Raw genomic sequence first — 14,104 nt, forward strand, 5'->3', positions numbered from 1 at the left:
CGTGCCGACCACCGTGATCGACGGGCTGGCCACCCGCTACGAGGTGCGCGGCGAGGGCTTCCCGCTGCTGCTGTTCTCCCCCGGCGGCTTCGACGCCACGCTGGACAACTGGGCCACGCACGGCGTCTACCGGCGCACGGGGCTGGTGGACCGGCTGGCCGAGCGCTACCGGTGTATCGTGTTCGACCGCCGCGAGGCCGGGGAGTCCGGGGGCAGGGTCGAGCGGGTGACCTGGGCGGACTACGCCGCGCAGGGCCACAGGCTGCTCGACCACCTAGGCGTGGAGCGGGCGGCGCTGCTCGGCGGGTGCGTGGGCTGCTCGGTGGCCACCGCCTTCGCGGTGGCGCATCCGGAGCGCACCGCGGGCATGGTGCTCTACTCCCCCGCGGGCGGCGCGGTCTACCGGATGACGCAGCACCGCCGGTTCGCCGAGCACGCCGCGTTCGTCGCCGCGCAGGGGCTCGCCGCCGTCGTCGACCGGGCGAAGAACACCGTGTCCGGGTTCAACGGCGACCCCGCCGTGGGCCCGTGGGCGCCGGTGCTGCGCACCGACCCCGCCTTCGCCCAGGCCTACGCCGCGCTGGACCCCGAGCACTACCGGACCGTGCTCGACGGGCTGGTCCGCACGATGTTCGACCGCGACAGCGTGCCGGGCCCCGAGCCGGAGGACCTGCTCACCCTGGGGGTGCCCGCGCTGGTGGTGCCGGGCCAGGACCGCTCGCACGCCCGCTCCGCGGCGTGGTTCCTGCACGAGTGCCTGCCCGGTTCCGAGCTGTGGGACGCCCCGGTGGCCGAGCAGACCGCCGAGACCGCTCCCGCCCGCGTGCTGGCCTTCCTCGACGGGCTGCGGTACTGAGGGGCTACGGTACTCGCGGCACCTCAGGAGCTCCCCATGCCCGACTACGGCCACGACCTGCTCTTCGGCGCGTTCGTCACCCCGTCGGCGACCGGCGTCGCCCACACCCTCGCGGTGACGGCCGCGGCCGACCGGGCGGGACTGGACCTGGTGACCTACCAGGACCATCCCTACCAGGCCGCGTTCCTCGACACCTGGACGCTGATGGCCTACGCCGCCGCCCGCACCGAGCGGGTGCACCTGGCGGGCAACGTGCTCAACCTGCCGCTGCGGCCCCGGCGGTGCTGGCGAAGTCCATCGCGTCGCTCGACATCCTCTCCGGCGGCCGGGTCGAGCTCGGTCTCGGGGCGGGGGCCTTCTGGGACGCCATCGAGGCCGCCGGGGGCAGGCGGCTGACCGCGGGCCAGTCGGTGCGCGCGCTGAGCGAGAGCATCGACCTCATCCGCGCGGTCTGGGACGTCGACGCTCCCGGGCCGCTCCGCCACGACGGCGAGTTCCACCGAGTGTACGGCCTGCGCCGCGGGCCGCAGCACGCGCACCGGGTCGGCATCTGGCTCGGCGCCTACCGGCCGCGGATGCTCGAGCTGACCGGCGCGAAGGCCGACGGCTGGCTGCCTCGCTGGACAACCTGCCGGGCGGGGTGGCAGCGATGCCCGGGCTCAACGCGCGCATCGACGACGCCGCGCACGCCGCGGGCCGGTCTCCCCGGGCGGTCCGCAGGCTGCTGAACACGATGCGCGTCGGGTTCCCGGCGACGAACCGGGGCCTGCTGAACGGCCCGGCGGCCGAGCAGATCGCCGATCTGGCCCTGGGCCACGGGATCAGCGGGATCGGCGGGATCGGCGGGATCGGCGTCGGCGGGACGAACCGACCTTGGAGCGGATCGGCGCCGAGGCCGCGCGCGAGCTCATCGCCCGGGAGCGCCGACCCCCGGCACCGTCCGGTCCGCCAGGAGCGACTCCCCCCGGTCCAGTGCCATGATCATGGCGACCCGGTCCGCGTGCCGCCCCCCGCGGAACCGGGTCGCCAACCACACGTCACAGATCCGCTCCGCCGCGTCCGCCGCGATCACCTTCGCGCCCATGACCAGCACGTTCGCGTCGTTGTTGCCCCGGGCGACCTCGGCGACGAAGGTGTCGTGGCACAGCGCGGCCCGGATCCCGCGGATCTTGTTGCAGGCCATCTGCTCGCCGCTGCCGCTGCCGCCCAGCACGATCGCGAAGTCGGCGGCCCCAGCGAGCACCTGCGCGCACACGTCCTCGCAGAGCAGGGGGTAGTCCACGATCTCCTCGGCGTGCACCCCCCGGTCGTCGACCTCGTGGCCGCGCGCGGTGAGCCACGCGCCCACCTGCGCCTTCATCGGCAGCGCGTTGTGGTCGGCGACCACCGCGATCCGCATGCCTCAGCCCTCCAGCCCGTGGGTGCCCTTGGCGAACAGCGTGTCCAGGTCGGGCCGGTCGTCGAGGATGTGCTGGGCGAGCGCGTGGTCGAGCAGCTTCTCCAGCACCGCCCGGTTGGGCTCCAGCCCGTACGGCAGCGGGTCGCGCCCGGTCACCTCGGCCACCCGGGCGTTGGTCCGGTCCGCGGCGGTGGGCTCGGTGACCCCGCCCGCCCGCAGCGCGTCGACGTACTCGGTCTTGGCCCGGGAGAACGCCGCGAAGAGGTCCTCGGCGAGGCCGGGGTGCGCGTCGAGCAGCTCGTCCCGGACCACGACGAGGTGGTTGACCGGGTGGAACCCGTCCCGGCGCAGCGCGGCCACGCCCGCCTCGAACGGGTCCGGGATCAGCGGCCGGACCCCCGGTCCCTTCAGGTCCGCGCCGATCACCGCGGCGAGCTCGCCCGCCGCGAGCAGCTCGCCCAGGTCCCCGCCCGCGGGCTCGACGTTCGGCGGCGGCACGAACTCCGCGACGTGCTCGTCCCCGGACAGCGCCCAGGTCACCGCGTCGAGGTCGACGCCGTACTCGTCGGCCAGCACGCCCCGCGCCCAGACGCCGGTGGTGACCGTGTACCCCCGGCTCACCCCGACCCGCCGCCCGACGAGATCCTCGGGGCGGAGCCCGGAGTCCGCCGCCACCTGGATCGCCTGGTGGTGGAAGCCTCGGACCAGGAACACCGGCAGCGCGGTGAACCGCGCCCCGTGCGCCTTGGCGGCGAGGTAGGTGGTCACGGAGAGCTCGCAGACGTCGAACTCCAGCCCGCGCACCATCCGGCGGAACGCCTGGACCAGCGGGGAGACCTCGACGAACTCCAGCCGCGCGTGAGCCGGGGCGATCGTGCCCTCCTTCAGGGCCAGGTTCGCGCCCTGGGTGCGCGTGACGGTCCGCAGCCGCAGCTCGGGCATGGGGTTCCCCTTCCCCGACGGGACCGCCCCTGGCCCCGCCGACCAGCGCAGACTAGCATTGGTCATACACCAGACCATACTGCCGACGAGAGGACCGCGATGGCTGAGGACGTACTCGCCGCCGTGCGCACCGGGCCCGGCCGGACCGAGCTGCGCAGCTTTGCCCTGCCGGAAGTGCCCACCGACGGCGCCCTGCTGAAGGTCGAGGTCGCTGGCATCTGCGGGACCGACGTGAAGATGTACGCGAAGCCGCCGTTCGCCGATCCGGTGATCATGGGCCACGAGAACGTCGGCGTGATCGCGGACGCCGGCCCGGAGTTCCTGCGCCGCCACGGGCTCGCCGTGGGCGACCGGGTGTTCGTGGAGCACTACGTGGGCTGCTTCCACTGCGAGTGGTGCCACGCCGGGGAGTACCGCCACTGCGAGAACACCGACTGGCGCACCAACCCCGACGCGCGCCGCTACGGCTACACCTCCGCGGACAACCCGTACCACCTGTGGGGCGGGTTCGCGCAGTACCTATACCTGCCGTGGAACGCGGTCCTGCACAAGGTGCCCGACGGGGTGTCCGCCGAGCTCGCGGGCCTGGTCACCCCGCTGTCGAACGGGATCGAGTGGGCGCTGAACGCAGGCGGCGTCGGCTACGACTCGACCGTGCTGATCCAGGGCCCCGGCCAGCAGGGGCTCTCCCAGGTCGTCGCGTGCAAGCAGGCGGGCGCCTCGACGATCATCGTCACCGGCACCACCCGGGACGCCGCCCGGCTGAAGCTGGCCAAGGACCTGGGCGCGGACCACGTGGTGGACGTGTTGACCGAGGACGCGCTCACCGCCGTGCGGGACCTGACCGGCGGCACGGGCGTGGACGTGGTGCTGGACTGCACCGCGGGGGCGGGCACCGCGCCGGTGCTGCTCGGCGTGGACGCGCTCAAGCGGCGCGAGGGCGTGATGGTGGTGCAGGGCGAGCTGGCCGCGTTCCCGGACTTCCCACTGAAGAAGCTCACCGAGAAGGCGATCACCCTGCGCAGCGCGCGCGGGCACGGCTACCGGTCCTGCGAGCTGGCGCTGCACCAGCTGGCCTCCGGGCGCTTCCCGCTCGAGCGGCTAGCCACCCACACCTTCACCCTCGACCAGGTGGACCGGGCCATCCGCGCGGTCGGCGGCGAGGTCGAGGAGGACGTCGTGCACGTGTCCCTGCTGCCGTGGGCGGGTGTGTCGTGAGCGGGAACGTGGTGGTGCGCAACCCGCCGCGCGCCGACGAGGCCGCGGTCAAGGAGCTGGCCCGGTTCGGGGTCGCGACCGTGCACGAGGCGCAGGGCCGCACCGGGCTGCTCGCCCCGCGGCTGCGGCCGATCTACCCCGGCGCGCACGTCGCCGGGACCGCGGTCACCGTGAGCATCCCGCCCGGGGACAACTGGATGATCCACGTGGCCGTGGAGCAGTGCCGGGCTGGGGACGTGCTGGTCGTGGCCCCCACCACCCGGTCCGACGCGGGCTACTTCGGCGAGCTGCTGGCCACCGCGCTGGCCACCCGCGGGGTCCTGGGCCTGGTGATCGACGCGGGTTGCCGGGACGTCCGCGAGCTCACCGAGATGGGCTTCCCGGTCTGGTCCCGGTGCGTGTCGGCGTTCGGCACGGTCAAGGAGACCCTCGGCAGCGTCAACGTGCCGGTGGCCTGCGCCGGGCAGCTGGTGCGGCCCGGGGACGCGATCGTCGCCGACGACGACGGCGTGGTCGTCGTCCCCCGTGCGGAGGTCGCCGCCGTGGCCGCGGCGTCCGCGGCCAGGGAGGAGAAGGAGGCCGTGACCAGGGAGAACTACCGACAGGGCAGGCTCGGGCTGGACCTGCAGGACATGCGGGAGCGGCTGGCGGCCAAGGGGCTGCGCTATGTCGACCACGCCGACCACGGGGAGGACGCGTGATCATCGACTGCCACGGGCACTTCACCACCCCGCCCGCCACCCACACCGACTTCCGCAAGGCCCAGCTCGCCCGGCTCGCCGACCCCGCCCTCCCCGAGCCGGTCCTCGCGCACGCCTCGGACGAGCAGGTCCGCGAGGCGGTGGAGACCAACCAGCTGCGGCTGCTGCGCGAGCGCGGCGGCGACCTGATGATCTTCTCCCCGCAGGCGTCGGCCATGGAGCACCACCTGCCCGACCCGGAGGTCGCCCGCACCTGGGCGCAGAGCTGCAACGACCTCGTCGCCCGGGTGACCGAGCTGTTCCCGCGGCACTTCGCCGGGGTCGCCCAGCTGCCGCAGACCCCCGGCGGGGAGATCACCGACGCCGTCGCCGAGCTCCGCCGCACGGTCACCGATCTGGGGTTCGTCGGGGTCAACGTGAACCCGGACCCGTCCGGCGGGCGCTGGACGGCTCCGCCGATGACGGACGAGTACTGGTTCCCGCTCTACGAGGCCATGGTCGAGCTGGACGTGCCCGCCATGATCCACGTCTCTGCCTCGTGCACCCCCGCGGCGCACACCCTCGGCGCCCACTACCTCAACGCCGACACCTCGGTGTTCATGCAGCTGTTGCAGAGCGACCTGTTCGGTCGCTACCCCACCCTGCGGTTCGTGATCCCGCACGGCGGCGGCGCGGTGCCCTACCACTGGGGGCGCTTCCGCGGCCTGGCCGACCGGCTCGGCCGCCCGCCGCTGGCGGAGCACCTGATGGCCAACGTCTTCTTCGACACCTGCGTATACCACGAGCCGGGTGTGCGCCTGCTGCTCGACGTCATCGGCACGGAGAACGTGCTGTTCGCGTCCGAGATGCTCGGCGCGGTGCGCGGGATCGACCCCACGACCGGAAACTACTTCGACGACACCAAGCGCTACGTCGACGCGGTCCTCACCGACCCGGCCGCGCGGCGGGCGGTGTTCGAGGACAATGCCCTGAGGGTCTACCCACGCCTCGCGGCGCGGCTCGGCTAGCCGCTCCCCAGCCGTCTCACCCGCCCGGCCGCAAGCGCTCTGCTGTCCGGGCGAGGTGGGCGGTCATGACGGCGGTGGCGGCGGCGACATCGCGCATCCGGACGGCCGCCACGAAGTCGCGGTGCTCCTGCGCGCCCTTGACCCCCACGTGCGGGTCCTGCTCCTGCGCGCGCATGAGCGAGCGCAGCATCGGCCCGTGGAACGTGCGCGCCAGCAGCTCCAGCGCCGGGTTGTGCGTGGCGCGGGCCACGCGGACGTGGAATTCCGCCGACAGCGACACCGGATACAGCCGCTCCTTCTTGCGCAGCGCCTCGGCCCGGTCGCAGATCTCCAGCAGCTCGGCGATGTCCTGCTCGTCCGCCCGCCTGCACACGAGTGGCACGATGCCGAGCTCGAACACCTGCCGAGCCTCGGTCACGTCGGCCGGCTCGACCACGGAGAAGGTGAGCAGGTCCGAGAGGCCCTCGCCGATCTGCTCGCTGGTCGGCGCGGTGACGAAGGCACCGCCGCGCGCGCCGACCCTGATCGTGACGAGCCCGTTGGCCTCGAGCATCTTCAGAGCCTCGCGCACGGTCACCCGGCTGACGCCGAACCGCTCGCCGAGCTCCCGCTCCGACGGCAGCCGGTCTCCCGCCTTGATCTTCCCGTCCCGGATGAGCAGCCGGATCTGCTCGACGATGAGGTCCGACACCCGCCCGGCGCTCACACGGCTGAACATGCCAGGCTGCTCGTCGGCGGGCAGGATCCCGATCCCGGACTCGGAAGTCATGGACTGATGATAAGGCAGTTTCCGCCCACCACTAGCGCGACGTCGAGCCGGCACCCCGACGGTACGGAAGGGAGATCTTCTCCACCCAGTCGACGATCATAGAGAATGGTCCCATCAGCCCGGCCACGACGAGCCCCACCATGTACTCGCTGAGCGCCGGGATCTGCCGAGTGCCAGATCATGTACCTGAGCCCGCTCTGGGAGGTCAGGAACTCCACGGTGATTACGCCCAGCAGCCCCAGCCCCCGGAGATCCGCAGCCCTGGGAGACGACGGGCAGGGCGGCGGGCATGACCACAGGCGGAGGTCCGCAACCGGCCCATGCTGTAGGAGCGGGCTACCTTGAGGTAGCACCCGGGGGCCCCACTGTCTCCACCACGCGCGCGCTCATGATCCCCCACCGTGCTTGGGCGGCCCGAGGGGGCATCCCGGCCGAGCGGCTGGGACGGCCCCGCTCCACATGCTGGTCCTCAACGCCGGGTCATGGCCGCGCCGCTGACCCGCACCGCGGCACTGGCCGCCTTGCCCCTCCTGCACGCGGCGCTGGCCATGTCAACCGTTGTAACCGACGCACTGCTGCGCATCCTCGGCGTCTGAGCCCCCACAGCCCCGCACCGCCCGCCCGACGAGGACGGGCGGCGCCGCAGGCGTCAGCCGATCCGTCCCCACTCCTCCGATGCCAGCGCGGGGAGGAGTGCGGCCTGGCGGCCCAGGGCCAGCGCGGCGGTGCGCACGGCGAGACCCAGCGAGGCGACGTCCGCGTGGCCGACCCGGGTGCTGACCGAGAGCCCCGCGATCACCTGGCCACGCGGACGGTGCTGGACGGGGGCGGCGGCGCACAGCACGGTGGGACCGGACTCCTCGGTCTCGTACGCCACGCCCTCCCGGCGGATCCTCTCCAGCTCGCGATGCAACGCGGCAGGGTCGGTGATGGTGCGGGGTCCCAGCCGGGTTAGCCCGCCCGCCACGACCCGGTTGACGGTGGCGGGGTCGGCGAAGGCGAGCAGCGCCTTGCCGACGGCGGTGGCGTGCGTCGGCAGCCTGCCGCCGACCCGGGAGCCCAGCGGCGGGGCGTCCCGGGAGCGGAGCTTGACGACGTAGACGACCTCGGTGCCGTCGAGCACCGCCAGGTGGACGGTCTGCCCGGTGGCCCGGCGCAGGTCGGACATGCTCGCGAGGGCGAGCCTGCGCAGCTCGTGGGGCCGGGAGGCCTGCTCACCGAGCTCGAAGAACCGGAGCCCGACGCGGAACTCCCGGCCACAGGGCTCGAGGAACCCGTGCTCGACGAGCTCGTGGACGATCCGGGACACGGTCGCCTTGGCCAGCCCGGACCGCCTGCTGATCTCGGTGATCCCCAGGCCTGACTCCCCCAGCTGGAACGCCCCCATGATAAGGGATACCCGGCCGATCATCGAGCGCGCGGCGACCGACGGAGCGATGGGCACCGGTGCATCCTCGCCGCGACCGACGGCCCTCGTCAACGAGGTCGTCGGGGCCTTCGGGCCAGGCCGGGCCGTCGGGGACGTCGCCGCGGGCGACGATGATGTCGCGGGCACTGTCACGAGGCCGTGTCGGCCCCTTCGCCACGCGCCGCCGCGAGGTCGAGGGCGATGTCGACGATCATGTCCTCCTGCCCGCCGACCATGCCCCGGCGGCCCACCTCGACGAGGATCTCCCGGGTGTCCAGGCCGTACTGCGCCGCGGCCCGCTCGGCGTGGCGCAGGAAGCTGGAGTACACCCCGGCGTAGCCGAGGGTCAGGGTCTCCCGGTCGACCCGCACGGGGCGGTCCTGCAGCGGCCGGACGATGTCGTCCGCCGCGTCCTGCAGGGCGAACAGGTCACACCCGTGCTTCCACCCGTACAGGTCCGCGACGGCGATGAACGCCTCGATGGGGCAGTTGCCCGCACCCGCGCCGTGCCCGGCCAGCGAAGCGTCGACCCGGGTGACGCCCTCCTCGACGGCGACCACGGAGTTCGCCACGGACAGCGAGAGGTTCTCGTGCGCGTGGATGCCGATCTGGGTGCCCGGGTCCAGCACGTCCCGGTAGGCGCGGACCCGGTCCCGGACGTCCGGCATGGTCAGCCGCCCGCCGGAGTCGGTGACGTACACGCAGTGCGCGCCCGCCTTCTCCATGATCAGGGCCTGGGCGGCCAGCTCGGCGGCGGGGGCCATGTGCGACATCATCAGGAACCCCGAGACGTCCATCCCCAGCTCGCGGGCCTTCTCGATGTGCTGGATGGCGATGTCCGCCTCGGTGGCGTGGGTGGCCACCCGCACCGACCGCACCCCGAGGTCGTAGGCCTTCTCCAGCTCGGCGATCGTCCCGATGCCGGGCAGCAGCAGCGTGGTGAGCACGGCGTTCTCCACGACCTCGGCCGCAGCGGTGATCCACTCCCAGTCCGTGTTGCTGCCCGGGCCGTAGGTCAGCGAGGCGCCCGCCAGGCCGTCCCCGTGCGCCACCTCGATCGCCGCCACGCCCGCCCGGTCCACCGCCGCGGCGATGGCGCGCACCTGGTCCGGGGTGAGCCGGTGCCGGACGGCGTGCATGCCGTCTCGCAGGGTGACGTCCTGGATGTAGAGCGGTGTGCTCGGGCTCGCGGCCATCACGCCACCTCCGCGGTCCGGGCGGCCGCGACCAGCTGCTCGGCGGTGCGCAGTGCCGCCGAGGTCATGATGTCCAGGTTGCCCGCGTAGGAGGGCAGGTAGTGCGCCGCCCCCTCCACCTCCAGGAACACCGACACCCGCCACCGCGGCCGCGGCGCGTCCCCGATCAGGGTGCCCAGCGGCTCGTCGTCGGGGATCGGGTCGACCTGGACGCGCTGCTTAAGCCGGTACCCCGGCACGTACCGCGACACCTCGGCGTGCATCGCGACGACCGAGGCCCGGATCTCCTCCGGATCCCCGCCCGCGGCCAGGCACAGCACGGTGTCCCGCATGATCATGGGCGGCTCGGCCGGGTTCAGCACGATGATCGCCTTGCCCCGGCGCGCCCCGCCGACGACCTCGATCGCCTTCGAGGTGGTCTCGGTGAACTCGTCGATGTTCGCCCGGGTGCCCGGTCCGGCGGACTTCGAGGCGATCGACGCCACGATCTCCGCGTACGGCACGTCGGTCACCCGGGACACCGCGGCGACGATCGGGATCGTCGCCTGCCCGCCGCAGGTCACCATGTTCACGTTGCGGGCTGTGCGGTGCTCGTCCAGGTTCACCGCGGGCACCACGAACGGGCCGATCGCGGCCGGGGTCAGGTCCACCAGGATCTTCCCGTACGGCTCGAGCAGCGCGGCGTTGGCCACGTGCGCCCGCGCCGAGGTCGCGTCGAAGACCACGCCGATCTCGTCGAACACCGGCAGGTCCACCAGGCCGCGCACCCCGTCGGAGGTCGTGGCGTACCCGAGCCGGGCCGCGCGGGCGAGCCCGTCCGACGCCGGGTCGATGCCGACCATCGCCCCCATCTCCAGGGTCTCCGACAGCCGGATGACCTTCATCATCAGGTCGGACCCGATGTTGCCCGACCCCACGATCGCGACCTTCGTCACGCCTCCGGTCCTCATCGCCCGTCCTCCCTCACTCCGCCCGCGTGGACGGCCCCACGCCCGGCGCGCTCGTCCTGCGAGAACCCGACCGACACCGAGCCCAGCTCGGACAGCCGCGCCGTGTACGTGTCGCCCGACGCCGCCGCGACCATCGGGCCGAGGGCCCCGGAGAGGACCACCTCGCCCGCCCGCAGGGGCGCACCCAGGTCCCGGCACGTCGCGGCCAGCCACAGCACCGCTTCGACCGGGTCGCCCAGGCAGGCGGCGCCGGTCCCCTCGCTCACGGTGGCGCCGGTGTCGTCGGCCAGCTCCATCCGCACGGTCCGCAGGTCCCGGTCGCCCAGCTCGACGCGCTCGGCCCCCAGCACGTACAGCCCGCTGGACGCGTTGTCCGCCACCGTGTCCGCGAAGGTGATGTCCCATCCCGCGATCCGGCTGTCCACGATCTCCAGCGCCGCCACCACGTGGTCGGTCGCGGCCCGCACGGCGGCGGCGTCCAGGTCGGGGGCGTCGAGGTCGGCGGCGAGCACGAAGGCGATCTCCGCCTCGACCTTGGGCTGCAGCAGCCTGCCCGAGTCCGCCTCGGCGCCCGCGGGCACCTCCATGTCGGCGAACAGCACACCGAAGTCCGGCCGGTCCACGCCCAGCTGGGCCTGCACGGCGGGCGAGGTCAGGCCGACCTTGCGCCCGACGATCCGGCGGCCGTCGGCGAGCGCCCGCTCGGTCAGGATGGCCTGCACCGCGTAGCCGGTCTCCGCGCTCCCGTCGGGCAGCACGTCGCGCACCGGCGCGCACGGGACATGGGTCCGGGTGGCCTCGAGCAGCCGCTCGGCGGCCTCCCTGATGCCCGGTGCCTGGAGGTCCGGCATTGGTAGTGTCCTTCCTTCCGTCCGGGGTGCGGTGGCGCGCCCCGCGCGAACCGGCGACGCGGTCCGCCCACGCTCGGGACGGACGGTAATCGGCGGCCCGTCGGGAACCCCGGGGCTGTTCCAGCCACTGGATCAACCGACGGGAGCCGCCGCTATCCGCCGACGCTGAAGTGGATGTTCTTGAGCTCGGTGAACTGCTCGATCCCCTCGACGCCGCGGGTCCGGCCAAGGCCGGAGAGCTTGGCGCCGCCGCTCGGGATCTCCAGGGCGTTGCGGTTGTAGCCGTTGACCCAGACCGCGCCCGCCCGGATGCCGCGCCCGGCGCGCCAGGCGGTGTCGACGTTCGAGGTCCACACCGAGGCGGCGAGCCCGAACGGCGTCGCGTTGGCGAGGGCGATTCCCTCCTCCTCGGAGTCGAAGGGCTCGACCGAGATCACCGGTCCGAAGATGTCGTCCTGCACCACCGGCGAGCTGACCGGCAGGCCGGTGACCAGGGCCGGGGTCAGGAAGTGCCCGGGCAGCCCGTCGGGTGCGACGGGCTCGCCGCCGGTCACGATCGTGCCGTCGGTCGCCGCGATGTCCAGGTAGCGCCGCACCTTGTCGAGCTGGGCGCGGGAGACCAGCGGGCCCAGGTCCGTCGTCTCCTTGCGCGGGTCGCCCACCACGAGCCCGCCGGCCAGCTCCGTGAGCCGGGCGAGCGCCTCCTCGTACCGCGGCGCCTGCACGAGGATGCGGGTGCAGGCCATGCACATCTGGCCCGCGTTGACCACACCCGCCTTGAGCGAGGTGGACAGCGCCTTGTCGACGTCGGCGTCGGCGAACACCACCGAGGGGCTCTTACCGCCGAGCTCGAGCAGGGTCTGCTTCACCCCGTCCGCGGCCAGCCGCCCGATCGCCCGGCCGACGGCCGTGGAGCCGGTGAACGCCACGGCCCGCACGGTGTCGTGCCCGACCAGCGCCTCCCCGACCTCGCTGCCGCCGACGACCACCGAGACGGCCTCGCGGGGGATCCCGGCCCGGTACCCGAGCTCCACGAGCTGCCGGGTCACCAGGGTGGTCTGCGGCGCGGGCTTGACGACGGCGGTCACCCCGGCCGCGAGCGCGGGCGCCAGGTCCCGGATCAGCAGGGTCGCCGGGTAGTTGTAGGGGGTGACGAACGCCGTGACCCCGATCGGCTCCCGGACCAGGTGGGCCTCACCGCCGTCGGTCAGGGTCCCGGCCCGGCCCCCGAGGTAGCGGCCGAGGCCCGCGTAGAAGTCGAGGGTGGCCGCGCAGGAGGCGGCCTCCCGGCGGGCCTCGACGACCGGCTTGCCGGTCTGCGCCACCAGGGCCGCGACCAGCGCGTCGTGGTCGCGGCGGACCTCCTCGGCCCAGACCCGCAGCAGCGCCAGCCGGGTCAGCCGGTCGGCCGCCCAGCCCGGGAGCGCGGCGTCGGCGGCGGCGACCGCCGACTCGACCTCCGCGGTGATGCTGACCTGCACCTCGCCGATCGTCTCCAGCGTGCTCGGGTCAGTGACCGTGATCAGGTCGCTCATACGAAGACCCCTCCCCCGTCGACCACCAGGACCTGGCCGGTGACGAACCCGGCAGCGTCCCCGCTGAAGAACCGCACCGCACCGACGAGGTCCGCCGGGTACAGCGACCGCGGCACGGCTCGCCTGCTCGACGCGGCCGCGACGTAGGCGGCGTCGTTGAGGACCCGGGTCGCCTCGTCGTCGACCAGGCCGGGGGCCACCGCGTTGACCGTGATGCCCCGCGGGCCCAGCTCGCGGGCGGCGGCCCGAGTGAGGCCCTCCACCGCGGCCTTCGACGCCACGTAGTGGGCGAAGCCGGACGAGCCGTTGCGGGCGGTGCTCGACGAGATGTTCACGATGTGCCCGCCGCGCTCGGCCATCGCGGGCACGACCGCCTTGATAGCCTGCCAGGTGCCCCGGGCGTTGACCCGCATCACCAGGTCCCAGTCCGCGAGCCCGATCTCCTCCAGCGGCCGCTTGCCGCCCAGCGTCCGGTAGACCGCCGCGCAGTTGACCAGCGCGTCGATGCGGCCGTGCCGCTCGACCGTCGCCGCGACCATCGCCTGCAGGTCCTCGTCGCTGGTGATGTCGACGCGGGCGTACTCGGCCTTGGCCGCGTCCGCCGCGGGCTCGGCGAGGTCGGCGACCACCACCTCGGCGCCCGCCTCGACGAAGTCCGCCACGATCTCCGCGCCAATGCCCGCCGCGCCGCCGGTCACCACGACCACGCGGCCGGACTCGCTCTCGTTCGGGAGCGTCACCGCTCCCCTCCTTCCGTCAGGACGTCGACCAGCCGCCGTGCGTCGGCCTCCGTCAGCTCCGCGACGACCCGGCTGGAAACCTCGACCCGCCGCATGAACGCGGGGGCGCGCAGCTCCTCGGCCACCGCCTCGCCGGGCTCGACGAGCACGGCGACGCTCCGCACGGGCGCGGCCCGCCGGCCCACCTCGCGCAGCAGGGCGAGGTCGTCGGCGAACCCGGCGAGGTACTCCGCCCCGACCGCCTCCGCCGCCACCGTCACCTGCTCGACGTCGTCGGTGTGGCTCAGCCCGGAGCGGTCCAGCGCGTGCACCGTGACCCGGTCGCGCAGCAGCGGCGACAGCGGCGACCACAGGTCGTGCAGCCCGGCGTCGGGGGCGACCAGCAGCACGCTCGGGCCGCGGCCCGCCGTCCAGATGGCCGCGGGGGCCCCGCCCGAGGTCCGCGGGACCCGCAGCGAGGGCTCCTCGTCGGTCCACCAGGGCCCCCGGACGGCGACCGAGGCGTAATACGTCGGCGGGACCTGCGTCATCC

At 73.8% G+C, this 14,104-nt stretch carries 14 protein-coding genes and 1 pseudogene; 5 read left to right on the forward strand and 10 right to left on the reverse strand.

The genetic code is table 11. From position 1 onward, the window contains the following. Position 1: 1 nt before the first annotated feature. Positions 2-856, forward strand: coding sequence for an alpha/beta fold hydrolase (locus tag BM093_RS27600; RefSeq protein WP_093352507.1), 855 nt, complete (start codon positions 2-4; stop codon positions 854-856). 36 nt (positions 857-892) lie between these two features. After that, positions 893-1,584: pseudogene (locus tag BM093_RS27605) on the forward strand (LLM class flavin-dependent oxidoreductase). 179 nt (positions 1,585-1,763) lie between these two features. On the opposite strand, the gene BM093_RS27610 reads toward BM093_RS27605, so the two are convergent. Continuing rightward, positions 1,764-2,255 (reverse strand): RpiB/LacA/LacB family sugar-phosphate isomerase, encoded by a 492-nt coding sequence (locus BM093_RS27610; RefSeq protein ID WP_093352511.1) that lies wholly within the window; start codon positions 2,253-2,255, stop codon positions 1,764-1,766. A gap of 3 nt (positions 2,256-2,258) precedes the next feature. Beyond that, the gene (locus BM093_RS27615; protein WP_218162960.1) at positions 2,259-3,263 is read right to left on the reverse strand and encodes a substrate-binding domain-containing protein; all 1,005 of its coding nucleotides are present in this window, start codon (positions 3,261-3,263) and stop codon (positions 2,259-2,261) included. A 33-nt stretch (positions 3,264-3,296) separates the two neighbouring features. On the opposite strand from BM093_RS27615, the gene BM093_RS37590 reads away from it, so the two are divergent. The 3 genes from BM093_RS37590 to BM093_RS27630 are packed head-to-tail and all read left to right on the forward strand — an operon-like array spanning position 3,297 to position 6,123. Further along, positions 3,297-4,415: a zinc-dependent alcohol dehydrogenase gene (locus tag BM093_RS37590; RefSeq protein WP_093352520.1), complete on the forward strand. Its 1,119-nt coding sequence runs from the start codon at positions 3,297-3,299 to the stop codon at positions 4,413-4,415. Beyond that, complete coding sequence (locus BM093_RS27625; protein ID WP_245773841.1) at positions 4,412-5,116, forward strand: 4-carboxy-4-hydroxy-2-oxoadipate aldolase/oxaloacetate decarboxylase; 705 nt, start codon at positions 4,412-4,414, stop codon at positions 5,114-5,116. Before BM093_RS37590 ends, BM093_RS27625 begins: the two co-directional genes overlap by 4 nt. Beyond that, complete coding sequence (locus BM093_RS27630; RefSeq protein WP_093352525.1) at positions 5,113-6,123, forward strand: amidohydrolase family protein; 1,011 nt, start codon at positions 5,113-5,115, stop codon at positions 6,121-6,123. The genes BM093_RS27625 and BM093_RS27630 overlap by 4 nt, the downstream gene beginning before the upstream one ends. A 16-nt stretch (positions 6,124-6,139) precedes the next feature. Here BM093_RS27630 and BM093_RS27635 read toward each other — a convergent pair whose 3' ends face one another. The 8 genes from BM093_RS27635 to BM093_RS27670 all read right to left on the reverse strand — a co-directional run bounded on the left by BM093_RS27635 (position 6,140) and on the right by BM093_RS27670 (position 14,102). Then, positions 6,140-6,892: a FadR/GntR family transcriptional regulator gene (locus BM093_RS27635; protein WP_218162954.1), complete on the reverse strand. Its 753-nt coding sequence runs from the start codon at positions 6,890-6,892 to the stop codon at positions 6,140-6,142. Between the two features lie 649 nt (positions 6,893-7,541). After that, positions 7,542-8,336, reverse strand: a complete 795-nt coding sequence (locus tag BM093_RS27640) for an IclR family transcriptional regulator (RefSeq protein ID WP_245773842.1) — start codon at positions 8,334-8,336, stop codon at positions 7,542-7,544. Between the two features lie 113 nt (positions 8,337-8,449). Beyond that, positions 8,450-9,496 (reverse strand): 4-hydroxy-2-oxovalerate aldolase, encoded by a 1,047-nt coding sequence (dmpG, locus tag BM093_RS27645; protein WP_093352529.1) that lies wholly within the window; start codon positions 9,494-9,496, stop codon positions 8,450-8,452. Next, positions 9,496-10,431 (reverse strand): acetaldehyde dehydrogenase (acetylating), encoded by a 936-nt coding sequence (locus BM093_RS27650; RefSeq protein ID WP_281248741.1) that lies wholly within the window; start codon positions 10,429-10,431, stop codon positions 9,496-9,498. The genes dmpG and BM093_RS27650 overlap by 1 nt, the downstream gene beginning before the upstream one ends. 11 nt (positions 10,432-10,442) lie before the next feature. Continuing rightward, positions 10,443-11,297 carry a 2-keto-4-pentenoate hydratase gene (locus tag BM093_RS27655; protein WP_093352539.1) on the reverse strand — a complete coding sequence of 285 codons (855 nt, stop codon included), beginning with the start codon at positions 11,295-11,297 and terminating at the stop codon, positions 10,443-10,445. Positions 11,298-11,449: 152 nt separating this feature from the next. Beyond that, positions 11,450-12,832, reverse strand: coding sequence for an aldehyde dehydrogenase family protein (locus tag BM093_RS27660; RefSeq protein ID WP_093352543.1), 1,383 nt, complete (start codon positions 12,830-12,832; stop codon positions 11,450-11,452). Further along, entirely contained in the window at positions 12,829-13,572 is a 744-nt protein-coding gene (locus tag BM093_RS27665) for an SDR family NAD(P)-dependent oxidoreductase (protein ID WP_093352547.1), read from the reverse strand. The genes BM093_RS27660 and BM093_RS27665 overlap by 4 nt, the downstream gene beginning before the upstream one ends. After that, positions 13,569-14,102: a hypothetical protein gene (locus BM093_RS27670; protein WP_093352552.1), complete on the reverse strand. Its 534-nt coding sequence runs from the start codon at positions 14,100-14,102 to the stop codon at positions 13,569-13,571. Before BM093_RS27670 ends, BM093_RS27665 begins: the two co-directional genes overlap by 4 nt. Between the last annotated feature and the right edge of the window lie 2 nt (positions 14,103-14,104).

Source organism: Pseudonocardia ammonioxydans, assembly GCF_900115005.1.
In the GTDB taxonomy this organism is placed as follows: domain Bacteria; phylum Actinomycetota; class Actinomycetes; order Mycobacteriales; family Pseudonocardiaceae; genus Pseudonocardia; species Pseudonocardia ammonioxydans.

Bases quoted from the DNA above. Each gene is read 5' to 3' on its own strand.
- BM093_RS27610 (WP_093352511.1), bottom strand. From the start codon at position 2,255: ATGCGGATCGCGGTGGTCGCCGACCACAACGCGCTGCCGATGAAGGCG.
- BM093_RS27615 (WP_218162960.1), bottom strand. From the start codon at position 3,263: ATGACCAATGCTAGTCTGCGCTGGTCGGCGGGGCCAGGGGCGGTCCCG.
- BM093_RS37590 (WP_093352520.1), top strand. From the start codon at position 3,297: ATGGCTGAGGACGTACTCGCCGCCGTGCGCACCGGGCCCGGCCGGACC.
- BM093_RS27635 (WP_218162954.1), bottom strand. From the start codon at position 6,892: ATGACTTCCGAGTCCGGGATCGGGATCCTGCCCGCCGACGAGCAGCCT.
- dmpG (WP_093352529.1), bottom strand. From the start codon at position 9,496: ATGGCCGCGAGCCCGAGCACACCGCTCTACATCCAGGACGTCACCCTG.
- BM093_RS27655 (WP_093352539.1), bottom strand. From the start codon at position 11,297: ATGCCGGACCTCCAGGCACCGGGCATCAGGGAGGCCGCCGAGCGGCTG.
- BM093_RS27660 (WP_093352543.1), bottom strand. From the start codon at position 12,832: ATGAGCGACCTGATCACGGTCACTGACCCGAGCACGCTGGAGACGATC.
- BM093_RS27670 (WP_093352552.1), bottom strand. From the start codon at position 14,102: ATGACGCAGGTCCCGCCGACGTATTACGCCTCGGTCGCCGTCCGGGGG.